The following is a 15662-nucleotide window of genomic DNA, read 5'->3' on the forward strand; positions in this document are numbered from 1 at the left end:
TTCACCTCAATCCTTCAAAAACAATTAATAAATATACCAAAAGAATCAAAAATTCCAAAGGAGTTCTGCTCTTAAACCATCCAGTAAGAGGAAATGAAAAACTTCTTTTGCTAAAAGGATAAAAAAGCTTCACTCCCTTATTCCCTATCATATCAAAAAAGATATGAAGCAGATAACACATGGTAAAAAAAATTATAAAGCTTACAAAAAAATTAAAATCTATATTCATTAGAAATCTTAACAGAAAAGTAAACAAAAAGTCTACTATAATTACTGCAGATAAAGAGTGCCAAAAACCTCTATGTGAGAAAAAGATGCCAAAAAAAGGATTTCTCACCAAAGTAGATATCTTTGAAGTAGGCGAATCAATGTCTGGAAACAATGAGCCTAAAAAACTGCCCAAAAAAACTCCAATTTCATTGAAGTTCTTCACCCATTCAGGATGATTAACATATATAGCAACTGTGCTACCAACTCCAGCCACCAAATGAGTAAAACCTGTCAAGATCTACCAAACCATTCTTTAAGATATTTACCCGTAAAAGAATTATTCACTTCCATTATTTCTTCGGGAGTACCAAAAGCAACTATCTTTCCCCCTTTATCACCGCCTTCAGGACCTAAATCAATGACCATATCACTGGCATAAACTACATCAAGGTTGTGTTCGACAACAATAACAGAATCTCCTCTATCAACTAATCTGTGCAAAACATTGATCAACTTTTTTATATCATCAAAATGAAGTCCAGTAGTGGGCTCATCAAGCAAATATAAGGTATGGCCCCTAAACTTTTTTGTAAGTTCATATGCCAGCTTTAATCTTTGGGATTCCCCACCAGAAAGAGTGGTTGCGCTTTGGCCTAACCTTATATAACCAAGTCCAATATCACTCAGAACAGATAGCTTTCTAGATATTGCCGGGTGAGAAGAAAAAAATTCCCTTGCTTCATCTACACTCATATTCAAAATTTCAGATATATTTTTCCCTTTAAATTCTACTTTCAAAGTGTCTTTTTGATACCTTGTGCCATTACAAACATCACAAGGAACGTATACATCGGGTAAAAAAAGCATCTGGATTTTTTTGAAACCTTCGCCTCTGCAAGCTTCACATCTTCCACCCTTTACGTTGAAGCTAAAATGGCCAGGCTTAAAACCTAATCTTTTAGATTCAGGAAGCTGAGCAAACAAACTTCTTATATCATCTAATACCCCAGTATATGTGGCGGGATTAGACCTTGGCGTTCTACCTATAGGAGATTGATCCATTAAAAGAACCCTATCAATTTTCTCAACGCCCTCGATTGATTCATATTGACCTGGCATTTCTCTGAAACCCTTCTCCTTTTTTATACCTTTGTATAAAATTTCATATAGAAGCGTGCTTTTCCCCGAACCAGAAACACCTGTTATAGTACAAAATATTTTCAACGGTAAGTTTATATCTATATTTTTTAGGTTAAACTGACTTGCACCAAATACTCTTAAAAAGCTATCTGTCTTCCTTCTAAAAGTATTCTCTACAATCCTTAACTTCCCTGAAAGATATTTGCCAGTCAAGGTATCTGATTCGTACAATCCCTTTATATCTCCCGAATACACTACTTTTCCACCTCTTTCTCCTGCATATGGCCCCATATCCACTACAAAATCTGCTGCCTCAATGGTTTCCCTATCATGTTCTACAACTATAACTGTATTGCCTATAAGTGAAAGTTCTCTCAAACTGTCTACCAATCTTGATATGTCTCTTGGATGAAGTCCAATACTTGGTTCGTCAAGTACATAAAGAACTCCAACCAGACCAGAACCAATTTGGGTGGCAAGTCTTAACCTTTGCACTTCGCCTCCAGAAAGAGTCATCGTGGCTCTATCCAAAGTTAAATAATCTAAACCAAGATCTAGAAGATATCGAAGCCTCTTTTTTATTTCTTTAAAAATAGGTCTTGAAATCTCTTCTTTTTCACGAGCATGTGTCTCGTACTCATAAATATTTTTCTCATAGTCTTCAATAAATGCCAAGATCTTTTCTGGAACAAGCTTCAAAAGATCAGCAATGTTCATTTTGTTTATATATACGCTAAGCGCTTCCTTTCTAAGCCTTGTGCCATTACATAGGCTACAAGTTCTCATTATAAAAAAATCTTTAAACTCATCCCAGGATTCATTAAACGATTCTGAACGTTTTCTTTCAATATACTTTGCTATACTTTCAAATGAATTATCCTTTTCTATATTCGAGACATCACCAAATAGAAGGAGATTTATTTCTTCAGAACTTAACATTTTTACAGGTTTGCTAATACTTATTCCTTTCGATCTCGCAAAACTTAACAGGTTATATACGTAATATTGGTTATATCTACCTCTAAAAACTCTCGCAGCCCCTTCTTGTAAAGACAAATTCATATCAAAAACCTTTTCAGGGTCTAATTCTTCCACAAATCCCAGTCCGTTACACGCTGGGCAAGCTCCATATGGGCTATTAAAAGAAAAAAGTCTTGGACTCAATTCTACAAGACTAAAACCACATTTAGGACACGATAGTTTTTCACTATACAAATCAAATTGCCCATCTTTTCTTTGAACTCTAATTACACCATTTCCCACTTCCAAAGCTAGTCTAACAGCTTCGCTTAATCTCTTTGTTTTATCACTGCTAAGCGTTATTTCATCAATAACTAAAATTATAGTGTGTTTTTTATTTTTATCTAAAAGAACTTCTTCCTCAGAAATATCGTAGGTTTTTGAGTCAATTATCATTTTGAAAAAACCTTGTTTTCTATATCTATTAATTAGATCTTTAAACTCACCCTTCCTTCCATCAATTAGAACTGAAGTTATCATTATCAATTCGTTTGGATATTTCTTGTATAAGTCACTAACTATCTCATCCAAAGAAGTTGCTTTTATCGGAATATTACATTTTGGACAATATGCCACCCCTATTCTTGCAAAAAGTAATCTAAAATAATCATATATCTCTGTAAGAGTCCCCACTGTAGAACGAGGGTTATGAGTCATACCCCTTTGATCTATAGAAACTGCAGGGGAAAGTCCCTCAATAGATTCAACCTGTGGTTTTTTCAACTGTCCTAAAAATTGTCTGGCATAAACTGACAATGATTCTGCATATCTTCTTTGTCCTTCAGCGTAAAGGGTATCAAATGCAAGTGACGATTTTCCCGATCCTGACACTCCAGTAAAAACCACAAATTTGTTTCTTGGAATGTCTAAATTCACATCCTTTAAATTGTTTTCTTTTGCACCTCTAATTCTTATATAATCCACAAATACCTCAATTTAGCAAATCCAAATTATTTATATAAGTTAAATCTTTTAATATATTCTATAGTAGAAGGATCAAGAAACTCAGATAAATTTTCATTTAACGCTACTTTTTTTCTAATGAGATTTGATGAAATATCGGGTATATCAACTTCAAAGAAATCTATATTATGAAAAATTTCTTCAGGTAACTTTTCAATTGAATTATCTTTGTCGACATTTCTTTTGAAAACCACAAACTTACAAATTTTCAGTATATCATCAATTTTATACCAATTTGTTAGAGAAAGTGCAGTATCCAAACCCATAATAAAATATAACTGTGAACCAGGATACCGCTTCTTGATTTCTACTAGAGTAAGGTAGGTATAAGATGGTTCCTTTCTAATTAATTCCAAATCGCTCAAAGTATATCTTTTTTCATTTTTTATACACTCATAAAGCATACACCATCTGTGAAAGTCGCTAGCATAAATCCTATTTTTTAAAGGAGATCTTTTAGCAGGTATCCAAAAAAGAGTGTCTGGATCAATAATGTTAAGCGCACTCTGCCCTAATTTCAAATGGCCAATATGAACCGGATCAAAAGTGCCACCCAAAATTGCTATTCTATGTTCTAATTTGACCATTTCCAAATATAACGTATTTCATTGTAGTTAGTGCCTCAAGACCCATAGGTCCTCTTACGTGAAGTTTTTGAGTACTTATTCCTACTTCTGCGCCAAATCCAAATTCACCGCCATCTGTAAACCTCGTTGATGCGTTGGCATAAACTGCACTAGCATCAACATCTCTAAGAAATCTCCTGATACTTGAATAGTTTTCTGAAACTATAGCCTCAGAATGTTTAGAACCATATTTATTAATATGACTTATAGCCTCCCTTAGATCTTTAACTATTTTAATAGCAACAATTAGGTCGTGATATTCTTTATACCAATCCTCTTCAGTAGCTAAAATCGCGTCCTTTACATATTTCAAAGTTTGCTGACACCCCCTTATCTGGACATCTCTCTTTTTAAATTCCATAACGAGAGGTACAAGTATATTTGAAGCAATATTTTTATGAATAAGGACTTTTTCTATAGAATTACATACAGATGGTCTTTGAGTCTTTGCGTTTATCGCTATCTTTAAAGCCATCTCAACGTTAGCTGATTCATCTATATATAAATGACAGTTACCTATACCAGTTTCAATCACAGGAATGTGAGAATTTTCAACAACATGCTTAATTAAACCTTCAGAACCTCTTGGAATGATAACGTCTATAAGTCCTCTCTGTTTTAAAAGCACATCAACTGCTGATCTGTCAGTAGTTTCTATAAATTGAACTGCCCTTTCATCTATCTGCGCTTCTTTAAGCGATTCTTTAACAAGGTCTACTAATACTTTATTTGTATTTATAACTTCACTACCACCTTTCAAGATTACTGCATTTCCAGATTTAATAGCAAGAGTTGTAATTTCTATAGTTACATTTGGTCTTGCCTCATATATTATTCCTATACATCCAAGAGGTACCCTTTTACAATAAATTTCAAGTCCATTTGGCCTTTTGGTGCCAAAAGTTACGCTTCCAATAGGATCTGGAAGATATGAAACTTTTTTACAACCTTCAGCCATCTGTACAATTCTTTTGTGATCCAAGAGCATTCTGTCAATCAAACTAGAAGACGTGCTCTTCTGTCTGGCAGCTTCTATATCTGAAGCGTTAGCGCTTATAACTTTTTTTTCACTTTCAATTAATTTTTTTGACAAAATGTTTAAAAAGTTATTTTTAGTGTTTGTATCCAAAGATGCAATATTGTATGTTGATTCTTTCCCCTCTCTACACAATTTTTCCACATATTCTTTAATTTCAACAGTTTCCATAATTTTATTAACCTCCCCTAGACATTTAAATAATTATCATGTAATCTTTATGTACTATCTCATCAGAAAATTTATAACCTAGAATATCATAAATATTCTTAGTATTAGACCCTTTTATTCTTAAAATTTCATTAGACGAATAATTGGTTAATCCTTTAGCAACGACATTACCAGATTGATCAGTAATCTCAATAATATCTGCTCTTTTAAAATTACCAACAACATCTACAACACCCGATGGCAAAAGACTTTTGTTTTTAAAAAGAGCTTCCTTTGCACCTTGATCAATCACAATTTTACCCTTTGTTTTGCTATTGTGTTTTAACCATGACATCTTTTGCGAACTCTTTGTAGATGGCTCAAAAAATGTACCTATATTAATATTTCTATCTACCATATTGAAAAATTCCTTTATTTTTTTATTGGAAACAATATGTACAGAAATTCCTGCATCAGTTGCTATCTGTGCTGCCTTAAGTTTTGTAAACATCCCACCAGTACCAAATTTTGAATTTGCTTGACCAGCAATATTAAAAAGTTCGCTATCAATTCTTTTAACTCTTTTGATAAGGGTGCTTGGATCATTTTTATTCATATACAATCCATCAACATCAGTAAAAATAGTAAGAATATTTGCTTTAACCAATAAGGAAACCAGAGCAGAAAGCGTATCGTTATCACCAATCTTTATTTCTTCTACAGCAACAGTATCGTTTTCATTTACAACAGGTACAATATTTGATTTTAGCAATACCTTAAAGGTATTCTGGATATTTAGAAATCTTTCACGATTAGATAAATCTGCAGCAGTAAATAAAAGCTGTGCACATTGAATATCTCTCCTATCGAAAGCCCTTTTGTAAGCATTCATCAAATAAAGTTGTCCTACAGAAGCTGCAGCTTGCTTTTCAGGAATTGATTTTGGGTTTTTTATATTGGTATAAAACTTTCCAAGGCCTATTGCTCCCGACGAAACGAGAACAAACTTCATCCCCTTTTTCATATTCAATGACACGCCTTCAGCAATCATATCTATGAATTCTTCATTAATAGAATTTTGTTTAACTATCGAGGATGTGCCAATTTTCAAAACAATTCTCATACTCATTTAAATTTCATCCCTAAAAAACGTTGTCCTCACAGATTAAAAAATTTTAAACAAGAATTTTGGATTCAGAAACTAATTCTAAAATTATATTTTTCAAAGCTTCAACGCTAGTTCTATCAAACGTACTTATAGAATAAACTTTTTCATTTAATCCATTAAAATAAGATAAAAGCTCATTTTCTGTAATTTTATTGATCAAATCACGCTTATTTAACAAAATTATTCTCTTTTTCTGCAACAAATCTCTATTATACTGCTCAAGCTCTTTTATAATTATATTATAATACTTTATCGGATCTAAACTTGCATCTAAAACAAATATAAGAAAATTGGAACGCTCTATATGTCTTAAGAAGATATTCCCCAAACCCTTGCCCTTGCTTGCTCCTTCAATAATTCCAGGAATATCGGCTAAAACTATTGCCTTTTCATTATTTGATAACACTCCAAGAACTGGTTTTATAGTTGTAAAAGAATATTCCCCAACAATTGCTTTAGCATTTGTCAATGCATTTAAAATCGAAGATTTACCAGCATTAGGAAACCCTATCAAAGAAGCATCCGCAATAATTTTTAATTCAAGTAAAACATTTTTTTCCTCACCAGGCTCTCCATCTTGAGCATAATGGGGAACTCTGTTTGTAGGCGTAGCGAAGTTAGAATTACCCAATCCTCCCTTTCCACCCTTCGCAACCAAAAAGACTTTCCCATTATGATCAAGATCACATATAATCTCGTTTGTATTTGGGTCCTTAACCACTGTTCCTACGGGTACATGAAGATATAAATCTTCAGCATCCTTTCCGTGCATCTTTTTAGAAGATCCAGGTTCACCGTTCTTTCCCCTGAACTCGCGATTGGATTTAAAAAAAGATAGATCGCTTACTTCTCTGCTAGCAACAAGGTATATATTTGCTCCTCTTCCACCATCTCCGCCATCCGGTCCACCCTTTGGAATATATTTCTCCTTCCTAAAGCTTACACATCCTCTTCCACCATGCCCCCCCACAAATTTTACTTTTGCAGTATCAGGAAAAATATAAGATTTTAAAGACATAAAACTTTAATTAGGGATAACTTCAGCTACAACTTTTCCAGCTTTCTTTATAAAATTAACTCTGCCATCAATCTTAGCAAAAATAGTATAGTCTCTCCCTATTCCAACATTATTACCTGGATGAATCTTTGTTCCACGTTGCCTTGCTATAATAGATCCAGCGCTTACCAACTCACCACCATAAGCTTTAACCCCAAGATATTGAGGATTACTATCTCTTCCGTTTCTAGAACTGCCTCCACCTTTTTTGGATGCCACTTAAATCACCTCTCACAAAATAGCTTAAAATAATTTATATTTCAGAAATTCTTAACATGGTAAACTTTTGTCTATTGCCTTTTTTATTCCTATAACCTTTTTTAGGCCTATATTTAAAAGCGATTACAGTTCTCTCCTTACCGCTTCCTTCAACAATCGTCTCAACATTTGAAGTTTTAATCTCAGGTTCTTCATCAAAAACTAGAGCGTTTTCAACAACAAATCTTTCGCCTTCCTTTAAACCTTCGATAAAGGGCACTTTAATTTTATCGCCTGGAACAGCTAAAAACTCTTTGCCCCTAATTTTTAAAACATAAACCACTATTTATTCCTCCTTAAAAAATATGGCGGAGAGAGAGGGATTCGAACCCTCGAAGCAGTTTTGGCCGCTTACTCCCTTAGCAGGGGAGCGCCTTCGACCACTCGGCCATCTCTCCATCAGCAGGAAAATTATAACAAAAAATTAAACTTTTGCAAACAACTTAGTGTGCTATTATATCACAATTTTTATAGCTTATCTATTTATTTAGTATAAATAAAACAATATTAACAAAAAACTAAAAACGCGCAACCATACAAATATAGCTGCGCGTATATAATAATTTTTAGAGCTCAGTTACCGTAACTGCACCAGTTGGACAAACTGAAACACAGGTCATACAGCCAACACAATCATCCGCCCTTGTTGGCTGAGATTTACCATTGACCATGTCAAAAACTTGATTTGGACAATTATCTGCGCATGCACCATCTCCGTTACAAAGATCCTGATCTACTTTTACTACATAAACCATGAAAATTACCTCCTTCGAGTATATTAAATGAGTTATATTTTATCAAATTTAAATAAATAAATAAATACCTCCCTCTTGATGAGGGAGGTATTTTGATTTAAAGTTAACTATTTAGGCGTATAGTGCCAGTTTGGATCGTTGTGGTACTCATCCTTAAGTACTACAAATGAAGTAGTAACGTAGATGTACTCAACTATCCCTTCATTTGCTAACTCAGCAATTGCAGCATCTACAGCCTTTTTGTCCTCACCAATTTTTTCTGCAATCTGCCTATTTTTTGCCTGTTTAACAGTTTTTAAATACTCACATATCTTAATCTTTATCGATGGATCAGCAGCCATCTATTTTCACCGCCTTTATTTTAAAAGCCAATTTAATTACCACTTAAATGTAGCAGTGGAGCGGAAAGTTGGAACGGAGAAGATATAATCATCGATATGCTTATCGGTAAATGGCAAGCCCGTAACCTGGAAAAACTTCTCCCAACCAATTCTATTAATCCACTCGCCGTAGCGCTCCCCTTCCTTTGCATCCTTTGCATAGACATCAATAAGTAATCTTATAGTCTTAACCAGCGTTGGCCATCTTGGAGGTTCGTTTGGAATATAAGGAACAGCCAACTTAGAAAACATCGCTGGATGCCTTGCATCAGAAACCTTACCACCTACAAATATTGCAGCTCCATCGTTCTTTGGATCAAATATTGGCATTGCAGGGCACATAGTATAGCAGTTACCACAGTACATACACCTTTCATCGTTTACAACGACAGATTTTTTGGCTGGTTCTGGTCTAATTGCTCTTGTAGGACATGCAGCTACCACGTTAGGTATTTCACACATCTTAGAAATTTTATCGTCCTGAACTTTTGGCGGTACTCTGTGAACGCCTACTATCGCGACATCAGAACAATGAACTGCGCCGCACATATTCAAGCAGCATGCCAAAGCAAGCCTGAGCCTCGCTGGAAGTTTTGCTTCCTTGTAGTACTCAAAAACCTCATCCATAACTGATTTTACTATACCAGATGCGTCAATTGCAGGAGTGTGGCAGTGAATCCAACCTTGAGTGTGAAGCATATTTGAAATAGTATTGCCTACTCCACCAGGTGTATAGCCCATTGCGTGAAGTTCTGCCTTCAAGGGTTCAATGTTTGCTTCATCTTCAATAAGAAATTCGACTGAATGTCTGCTAGTAAATCTGAAGAATCCACCACAATATTTATCAGCAAGATCACAAAAAGCCCTTACTGTATCAATATGCATAAGCCTTGGTGTGGCAGCTCTAACTGTATATAGCTTTTCACCGCTTTCTGATACATGAACTAATGTTCCAGTATCCAAAACTTCATGATATTTCCACTTGCCGTAATTCCTTTTACAAAGATCGGACATCATGTCCAAATATTTTGGTGGTCCAAAATCTGTTTTAACCATTATTGGTTCACCTCCTCTTTATCCCAGAAGTAGAATGGATTGGCACGTGGATGTAAGACCATCTGAGGAACAGCAGGAAGTCCTGTCGCCTTCAAGAAGCTCCTCATACCCAATCTGTAAATAAGCTCACCAACTCTTTCCCTCATTTTTCCGTTCTCGTCCCACCATTCCCAAATCTTCTCGAGGAGTTCAGAAACTTCATCATAAGGAGGCTTCATTTCCATAAATGGAACAATAACCCAGGACATAAATGCCGATTGTAGAATAGGAGCATGAGCACCAATCAATATAGTGGCACCTGTTATTTTGCCCTGTCGAAGAGCTTTTGGCATCTTATTTATACAGTTGTGGCACCTTACACAGTTGCTGTTATCGATTGAAAGAGATTTGGTTACTGGATTGTAAGAAATACACTTTGTCGGACATTTATCAACTACCTGACCAATAATGTCAAATCCACCATTTACATAATTTATAACTTCTGTTCTGTTAATTTGAATGTTATCTTTCCAGGTACCGATAATTGAAAAGTCAGCTCTAGCTTTTGCGGCTACGCCATCGTTCGCACAGCCTGAAATCTTAATCTTAAACTTATATGGCCACATTGGTCTGTGGAGCTCATTTTGATACCTTCTTGTAAGAGTATCTACAATATCAAGCGTATCAATACACGCCCACTCACACCTGCCTGGTCCTACGCACGCACTTGGGGTTCTAAGATCTGAACCCGATCCGCCCAAGTCCCAACCTTCATGTGCAAGGTCATCTACGACAGGCTGTAATTGATCGGTATGAGTACCAAGCAAAATAATATCGCCTGTTGCACCGTGAAAGTTCGTCAAACCGCTTCCACGCTTCTCCCATATGTCGAGAAATTTTCTTAGCCTATCTGTTTTATAAAACCATCCAGCAGGCTGATTGATTCTCATGGTGTGAAATTCAGTCAATCCTGGAAATTTTTCAGGGACATCAGAATAACGACCGATTACTCCACCACCATAACCCGTAACACCTACAATTCCACCGTGTTTCCAGTGCGTAACCTTTTCTTCGTACGAAAGCTCTAACTGACCAAGAAGGTCATTACAAGCTTCGTTTTTTTCAGCACCTTTTTTGATCTCTTTCACAAAGCTTGGAAATGGACCATCAAGAAGCTGATCTAGCATTGGCGTTTTTCTTAATTCTGGCATTTAATCAGTACACCCCCTTAAGGTGAAATAAAATTTTGTTTAAAGAAATGGGTAAGCTTATCACCTCCCCTGAATTAAACACATCCTGTCGGTTTAGGTAATCCTGCAATTTTACAAGCACCCTTTGCAGGACCAGTTGGAAACAGCTCGTAAATCTTCTTGAGGTCCACTCCGTTATCCTTACAGAGTTTTCTAACCATTGGAGCAATCTGGTACTTCTTAAAATAGTCATGCAAATAATTTACTATCTTCCAGTGCTCTTCTGTCAACTCTTCCACCTGTTCAGTCTTCGCAAGATAACGGGCTACATCCTCGTTCCACTGTTCTGGATCCTGGATGAAACCGTCCTCATCAACTTCTAATTGTTTACCATTAACTTCGATAAATGGCATAATCTAACACCTCCAAAATTTATTTTCAAAGTAAGATACAGCAAATTAGGATTTCGCATACTTTCCTGCAGGGAATGGAAAGTCCACAATAGCATCGCCCACCAGATCAACCAAACCCTTAATTTTTACGTGATCGAGTTCTTTTTTATATCCATCGTGAACTATAAAAGTATTATGCGCCTTGCCAATAGAACATATAACTACAGCTATATCAGGATTTACTGACTTATACTGTTCAGCTTTGTTTTTCGAAAGTTTAATTCTCAGATTAATACTTTCAGGGTCATCCCATAATATTCCAGCTCCACCTCCACAACACCAGTTCATCTCACGATTAGGAGTCATTTCAACAAAAGAACCTTCTGGCAATATCTTCGAAAGCACATATCTGGGTTCTTCAATAAGACCTCCTGCTCTAGCATTGTTACAAGAGTCGTGAAGCGTTACTCTCATGCCCTCATATCTCGACGGATCCACTTTAATAATTCCATTATCTATTAGCTCAATCAATTTATGAACAAGGTGTATATAGTGAAATCTTTTATCAACCCATTCACCGTTTATAGTTTTGGTCATCATCTTCCACGTTCTCCATCCATGAGCACACTCGCCCAACACAACTTCTCTACAATTCTTCATTTTAAAAGTCTGATCTATAAGGCGCTTGTTTAACATCCTCATCGTATTCTCGTGTAAGAATAAACCAAAGTTACCTGTTTCTATTATATCGCTTGAAATCGTCCACCTTATTCCTGCAGCATGCATTACTTTTGCCACACCCATCATAGTATCAGGATAGGCAAAAAAGTCAGCAGAAGAAGGATTATAAAGTAACTCAGCATCCCAGTCATCAACCGGTATCTTTATGTCCACACCTGTTTCTTCCTTTAGTTCTTCTTCAAGAAATTCTACAGTATCCATCAAACCAGGTTTGGTGATAACCATGTGATTGCCAGTCTTCCACATAGAGGTCAACACGCTCCAGTGAAATTGAGAAACAAAACCACACTGAACGAGTATCTCTCTGCCATATCTTGTAATCTCAGCAGTATCTATTCCCATAGGACAATAATACGAACACCTTCTACATTGCGAACACTGATAGAAATAGTAATACATTTCCTTAAGGCCCTCAAAGGTAACTCTTTCTGCCCCAACAATAGGCCCAAGAATTGCTCCCTGAGTAGTAAAGTATTTCTTGTAATACCTCCTTAAGAGATCAGCTCTCATCACAGGTATATTTCTAAGCTCACCCGTTCCCTGGTAAGTATGACAGGCGTTCACACATGCTCCGCACTTCACACAGCTTTCCATATAAACTTTCAATTGTCTATGCTGAGCCAAAACTCGAGCAAACGCGCTCACAAAGCGTGATTCTAATTCTGTTTCGTCAAAAGGTTTGTCTAATGGTTCAAGAGGATAAATTTTTGGGGCCAAAAAGGGTACTAAATGCTTTTCGCCCTTATCCATAGTTTGAACTGTTTTTAATCTTTCATCTTCCCACCATCTCTGGGGAAATCTTCCCTTTTCTACGTTTCTATCGAAGTTCATGCCCTATTTACCTCCCTTCCACTCACAAACCTTACTTCTCCAGTCGAAAACCATAACTTTTCTTGGATCATAGTTGGTAATCATCCAACGAGCGAAGAATATACCACAAGAATGCATAAGTTTACTAAAAGGAAAATAAATAAGCAAAATTTCTACAAGAAATAGATGCCAAGTAAAAATGGGGTTATCAGGGAGAGGCACAGGATGTAAAGTAAAAAGACCTATTATCCACTTTTGAGCAACGTCATATTCTACTCCATAAGTAGAATTAAATCTCATAAAGTTCCCCATACAAGAGATGCCCAAAATTAGCAAAACAACCAAGTAATCAATACCATCTGACATGACTCTGACAATAGGATTAAAAAATCTTCTCAGTAATAGATAAATTAAGCTTAAACTAAGGAAAACTCCCGAAATAGTTCCTAACAGTTCTGACATATGTAAGCTTGTTTCAGGACTTACCCCTAAAATGGTGAACTGATGGCCCAAAGTTCCAATCCCAACAATATGACCTATAACAATAAGAGCAAACGATACGTGAAAAATCCATCCTCCAAGCCATAAATCAGTCCATTTTCCGGTATAAACGATTGAATTATAGATTTTTAAAAGAATCGGACGAAATAAAAAAGCATCAAGAAGTACCTTTATAAAAGCTCCCTCTGCAGTTCTTGGTGCTGGAAAATCTGTCAAAGGATATACCACGGGAATCTTCATCCACCTATAAACTTGAAGTGGAACCCCCACAAAAAAAACAACAATTGCTAAATAAGATAAAACATTACCGACTAAAAAAGAGAACCAATCCAATAGACACTCACCCCTTCGTTTTCGTTTGAAATTTTCACCCCATGGGTTTTTACTATTATTTAAACTATAACAAAATTTATTAGAATTAACAAGCAAAACTTATATAACTTTTAATAAAATAATATTATATTTCCATAAAAAATACTTATTAAATAATAAATAATTTATATATTTAGTTGCTTTTTCATTTCTTCCTCAAGAAGCAACCTTGCCCAGGAAGCCATATGCTGATGCATTACTTCCCAATTGTTATACCCTTGATGAAGCCAATTTTTGATCTTTATTCTCTCGCTATCTTTGCTATATGGACATTCTGTTTCTATAGGATTTATGCCTTGAATCTTTTTTGAGAGTATTTTAATATGTTCTTCTTCAACCAAGAGCAACGGTCTAATTAGGTAAATGTCTCTTCTTGACAAATATTTAATAGGAACAAGAACATTAGGTCTTCCATTCATAGCTATTGTCATTACTATTCCCTCTAAGAGATCGTCTAGATGGTGACCCAAAGCTAAATGAGTAGCTCCCATTATCTTTGCTCCATCTACCAATGCTCCTCGCCTAAGATGAGAACAAATCGCACAGGGAGATTCAGTCTTTGATAAGGAATTATATATGTAAGATTTCTTCTCTATATAAGGTATATCATTTAAAAGCAAATAATCTTTAATTTTATTATAACTAAAGCCTGGAAATCCTTGATCAACCAGGATTGCACAAAGCTTATATTTTTCTTTTCGATGTCTTAAAACCTCATTTAGGGCCCAAAGCGTAATTAAACTATCTTTTCCTCCAGATAAACCAACAGCAAGAGTAGTACCATTTGGAAGTATTGAATATTTATAATCAAGCTCTAATATTTTGTTAAGAGTTCTTTTAATCAGTCCCAATAATAATTCCACCACCTAGTAGTTCTCTATTGTCTAAAGAATAAAATGACGCAATTTGCCCTGGAGTTGGAGCAAAAACCTTTTCATGAAAATTTGCGTACAATTTACTTTCTCGAAAATGTATATCACAAATAACCGGTTTTGCCTGATATCTTATCTGCACTAAACATCTATTTGGAAGCTTGTTAAAAAAATTAAGATCTGCTACAACTATTAAACTTTTGTAGCAAAACTCCCTTGTATTCAAATATACTTCATTTTTTTCGTGATTTAAACTCTCTACATAGAGCTTTACAGGTTCTTTGTGCCCAAGTCCTCTGCTTTCTCCAAGCGTATAAAGATATGAACCCCAATGATTTGCAACTACTCTATTTTTATACAAAAATTTTCCAAATTTTACTCCACATTTATCTTGAATTAACTTTTTATAACCCTTTTTTACAAAACAAAGGTCCTGACTGGATGAAATATCTTTCCAAAATAAATATTTTTCTTCCATAACTCTTTTTACATACTTCTTTGTAAAATTTCCTAGTGGGAAAATAGCGTTTTTAAGATAGATCGAAGGAACTAAAGCCAAAAAGTAACTTTGATCCTTTTTTTCATCAAATCCTCTAAAAATTTTAGTTGTACTATTGTGAAAAATTTTTACATAGTGACCCGTAGAAATATAGTCATAATTAGAGTCAGATCTTATCTTTTCTAATATTCTAAACTTTATTTTCATATTACAAAAAGCACACGGATTTGGAGTATACCCAGAAAGAGTCATATTAATAGATCTATCAATAACTTCCTTTTTAAACTCCTTTATAGCATCGTAAAATTCAAATTTCGCTCCCAGAAGATCACTTAACATTTTCGCTCTCAAGAAAACCTCATGGTTATCAAATAGATTGATATACAAACACATTACATCAAATCCACGTTCTTTAAGCAAAAAAGCGGTATAGAAACTATCTATACCGCCGCTAATTCCTACGACTACTCTTTTATTCAATTTTCAA

17 protein-coding genes and 1 tRNA gene are annotated in these 15662 nt (G+C 35.2%); all 18 read right to left on the reverse strand.

Going from position 1 to position 15662, the window contains the following annotated elements:
- Window position 1: 1 nt before the first annotated feature.
- Window positions 2-505, reverse strand: a complete 504-nt coding sequence (locus tag TDSAC_RS06600) for a metal-dependent hydrolase (RefSeq protein ID WP_234405734.1) — start codon at window positions 503-505, stop codon at window positions 2-4.
- A complete protein-coding gene (gene uvrA, locus TDSAC_RS06605) occupies window positions 502-3294 on the reverse strand; it encodes an excinuclease ABC subunit UvrA (RefSeq protein ID WP_108309457.1) in 2793 nt (930 codons plus the stop codon). Before uvrA ends, TDSAC_RS06600 begins: the two co-directional genes overlap by 4 nt.
- 26 nt (window positions 3295-3320) lie before the next feature.
- Window positions 3321-3920 carry a nicotinate (nicotinamide) nucleotide adenylyltransferase gene (gene nadD / locus TDSAC_RS06610; protein ID WP_108309458.1) on the reverse strand — a complete coding sequence of 200 codons (600 nt, stop codon included), beginning with the start codon at window positions 3918-3920 and terminating at the stop codon, window positions 3321-3323.
- Complete coding sequence (locus tag TDSAC_RS06615; protein ID WP_108309459.1) at window positions 3901-5166, reverse strand: glutamate-5-semialdehyde dehydrogenase; 1266 nt, start codon at window positions 5164-5166, stop codon at window positions 3901-3903. Before TDSAC_RS06615 ends, nadD begins: the two co-directional genes overlap by 20 nt.
- Before the next feature lie 25 nt (window positions 5167-5191).
- Complete coding sequence (gene proB, locus TDSAC_RS06620) at window positions 5192-6274, reverse strand: glutamate 5-kinase (RefSeq protein ID WP_108309460.1); 1083 nt, start codon at window positions 6272-6274, stop codon at window positions 5192-5194.
- A gap of 46 nt (window positions 6275-6320) precedes the next feature.
- Complete coding sequence (obgE, locus tag TDSAC_RS06625; RefSeq protein ID WP_108309461.1) at window positions 6321-7331, reverse strand: GTPase ObgE; 1011 nt, start codon at window positions 7329-7331, stop codon at window positions 6321-6323.
- Between the two features lie 6 nt (window positions 7332-7337).
- Complete coding sequence (gene rpmA / locus TDSAC_RS06630; protein ID WP_108309462.1) at window positions 7338-7589, reverse strand: 50S ribosomal protein L27; 252 nt, start codon at window positions 7587-7589, stop codon at window positions 7338-7340.
- 34 nt (window positions 7590-7623) lie between these two features.
- Window positions 7624-7911 (reverse strand): 50S ribosomal protein L21, encoded by a 288-nt coding sequence (gene rplU / locus TDSAC_RS06635; RefSeq protein ID WP_199919741.1) that lies wholly within the window; start codon window positions 7909-7911, stop codon window positions 7624-7626.
- A gap of 23 nt (window positions 7912-7934) precedes the next feature.
- A tRNA-Ser gene (locus tag TDSAC_RS06640) sits at window positions 7935-8026 on the reverse strand.
- A 168-nt stretch (window positions 8027-8194) separates the two neighbouring features.
- Window positions 8195-8383: an ATP-binding protein gene (locus tag TDSAC_RS06645; RefSeq protein WP_108309464.1), complete on the reverse strand. Its 189-nt coding sequence runs from the start codon at window positions 8381-8383 to the stop codon at window positions 8195-8197.
- A gap of 107 nt (window positions 8384-8490) precedes the next feature.
- Complete coding sequence (locus TDSAC_RS06650; protein ID WP_108309465.1) at window positions 8491-8724, reverse strand: hypothetical protein; 234 nt, start codon at window positions 8722-8724, stop codon at window positions 8491-8493.
- Window positions 8725-8760: 36 nt separating this feature from the next.
- On the reverse strand, window positions 8761-9819 hold the full coding sequence (gene dsrB, locus TDSAC_RS06655; protein WP_108309466.1) for a dissimilatory-type sulfite reductase subunit beta: 1059 nt from the start codon (window positions 9817-9819) through the stop codon (window positions 8761-8763).
- The gene (dsrA, locus tag TDSAC_RS06660; RefSeq protein WP_108309467.1) at window positions 9819-11009 is read right to left on the reverse strand and encodes a dissimilatory-type sulfite reductase subunit alpha; all 1191 of its coding nucleotides are present in this window, start codon (window positions 11007-11009) and stop codon (window positions 9819-9821) included. The genes dsrB and dsrA overlap by 1 nt, the downstream gene beginning before the upstream one ends.
- Before the next feature lie 74 nt (window positions 11010-11083).
- On the reverse strand, window positions 11084-11401 hold the full coding sequence (locus tag TDSAC_RS06665; protein WP_013756706.1) for a TusE/DsrC/DsvC family sulfur relay protein: 318 nt from the start codon (window positions 11399-11401) through the stop codon (window positions 11084-11086).
- A gap of 45 nt (window positions 11402-11446) precedes the next feature.
- Window positions 11447-12952, reverse strand: a complete 1506-nt coding sequence (locus tag TDSAC_RS06670) for a (Fe-S)-binding protein (RefSeq protein WP_108309468.1) — start codon at window positions 12950-12952, stop codon at window positions 11447-11449.
- Window positions 12953-12955: 3 nt separating this feature from the next.
- Window positions 12956-13765, reverse strand: coding sequence for a respiratory nitrate reductase subunit gamma (locus TDSAC_RS06675; protein ID WP_108309469.1), 810 nt, complete (start codon window positions 13763-13765; stop codon window positions 12956-12958).
- Between the two features lie 164 nt (window positions 13766-13929).
- Window positions 13930-14655: a tRNA lysidine(34) synthetase gene (locus TDSAC_RS06680; RefSeq protein ID WP_199919742.1), complete on the reverse strand. Its 726-nt coding sequence runs from the start codon at window positions 14653-14655 to the stop codon at window positions 13930-13932.
- Window positions 14642-15655, reverse strand: coding sequence for a tRNA-specific 2-thiouridylase (locus tag TDSAC_RS06685; protein ID WP_108309471.1), 1014 nt, complete (start codon window positions 15653-15655; stop codon window positions 14642-14644). The genes TDSAC_RS06680 and TDSAC_RS06685 overlap by 14 nt, the downstream gene beginning before the upstream one ends.
- Window positions 15656-15662: the final 7 nt, after the last annotated feature.

Source organism: Thermodesulfobium acidiphilum, assembly GCF_003057965.1.
GTDB classification, from domain to species: Bacteria; Thermodesulfobiota; Thermodesulfobiia; order Thermodesulfobiales; family Thermodesulfobiaceae; genus Thermodesulfobium; species Thermodesulfobium acidiphilum.

What these genes read in the sequence shown, in the direction of transcription:
- nadD (WP_108309458.1), bottom strand. Translation starts at nt 3,920, where the DNA reads ATGGTCAAATTAGAACATAGAATAGCAATTTTGGGTGGCACTTTTGAT.
- TDSAC_RS06615 (WP_108309459.1), bottom strand. Translation starts at nt 5,166, where the DNA reads ATGGAAACTGTTGAAATTAAAGAATATGTGGAAAAATTGTGTAGAGAG.
- proB (WP_108309460.1), bottom strand. Translation starts at nt 6,274, where the DNA reads ATGAGTATGAGAATTGTTTTGAAAATTGGCACATCCTCGATAGTTAAA.
- obgE (WP_108309461.1), bottom strand. Translation starts at nt 7,331, where the DNA reads ATGTCTTTAAAATCTTATATTTTTCCTGATACTGCAAAAGTAAAATTT.
- TDSAC_RS06645 (WP_108309464.1), bottom strand. Translation starts at nt 8,383, where the DNA reads ATGGTTTATGTAGTAAAAGTAGATCAGGATCTTTGTAACGGAGATGGT.
- TDSAC_RS06650 (WP_108309465.1), bottom strand. Translation starts at nt 8,724, where the DNA reads ATGGCTGCTGATCCATCGATAAAGATTAAGATATGTGAGTATTTAAAA.
- dsrB (WP_108309466.1), bottom strand. Translation starts at nt 9,819, where the DNA reads ATGGTTAAAACAGATTTTGGACCACCAAAATATTTGGACATGATGTCC.
- dsrA (WP_108309467.1), bottom strand. Translation starts at nt 11,009, where the DNA reads ATGCCAGAATTAAGAAAAACGCCAATGCTAGATCAGCTTCTTGATGGT.
- TDSAC_RS06665 (WP_013756706.1), bottom strand. Translation starts at nt 11,401, where the DNA reads ATGCCATTTATCGAAGTTAATGGTAAACAATTAGAAGTTGATGAGGAC.
- TDSAC_RS06670 (WP_108309468.1), bottom strand. Translation starts at nt 12,952, where the DNA reads ATGAACTTCGATAGAAACGTAGAAAAGGGAAGATTTCCCCAGAGATGG.